The sequence below is a fragment of the Spirosoma jeollabukense genome, from assembly GCF_054777855.1.
Map to the genome: position 1 here is coordinate 1 of NZ_BAAHAD010000059.1, position 1117 is coordinate 1117.

A 1117-nucleotide genomic window follows, 5' to 3' on the forward strand; every position below is an offset into this window, starting at 1 on the left:
CTAATTTTATACCTCCTAAATTTTTAAATTCTATAGAATTAAATATAATTTTTATATTATTATGATTTTTAGTATTATATAAATTTTTTATTATTTCATTTAAATTAACATCTTTTACTAAAGTATTAATATTTATATTTCTATCTCTATTTTCTATAGTATCATAATCCACATTTATAAACCCTTTATTTAAATCTAAATTTTTAATTTTTTCTAAATCTTCCATTTTTTTTAAAAAGAATTTTGTTAAATTTAAAATATGAGCCTTTCTATAGCTCAATTTTCTTCTTAGTATATCTGTAAATATACTAGGATTATATTCAAAAGAATTTAAATTAATGATATTAAATTCTACTTTTTTTTTATAAAATTTACTTAATAATTTACTTAATTTATATAATAAAATATCTTTAAATTTTAAATTATTAATATCAAATCTTAATTTAGTTCTTTTTATAAAAGCCAATTGTTTATCAAAATTTATTTTTAAATTTTTACTTAAAATACCTTTATAAATATAAAAAATATTTATAATTTTTTTTAAAGGTATTCTTAATTGTTTTAATTTTTTTTGTAAAACAATTCTTTCTCTATTAAAAACATATATAGTAATAATAACTTTAGAACTAGTATGTTTTAGTTCAGCTTTACTAATAAATATTTTATTAAAAGATGAATATTTTTTTTTAGTTAATAAATCATTTTTAAAATTTAAATATAATTCAAAATAATTTTTTAATAATTTATTTATATTTATATCATAAACAGGTAAATTTTTAATATAATTAGAATTAAAATAATAAATATTATTAGTTCATTCTTTAGATTCAGAAGGATAATATTTACTTGGTTTAAAAAAACTTGAAGATTTAAGTGGTACTAACTTATATTTATTATTAATATATTTAGTAAATATGCTACTTTTATTTAAATTCAATGTATTTTTTAATTTTATGTTATTACTATTTTTAATTTTTAAGTTACTAATATTAAAACTAATTTATTAAATAAAAAAAATGTTGGGTATTAAAAAAGGATTATTGTTATATAACTCACCTTTAGTCGTTGAACAATTTTATTTTTAAATTAAAAATAAACTTCGCTTCAAATTTACTTT

General features: G+C 13.6%; 1 protein-coding gene. It reads right to left on the bottom strand.

Annotated features, from left to right (window positions below):
* Window positions 1-466, bottom strand: a 466-nt coding sequence (locus tag ACYVEA_RS34480) for a hypothetical protein (protein ID WP_461117901.1), incomplete at its 3' end; no start/stop codon positions are given.
* Window positions 467-1117 lie beyond the last annotated feature (651 nt).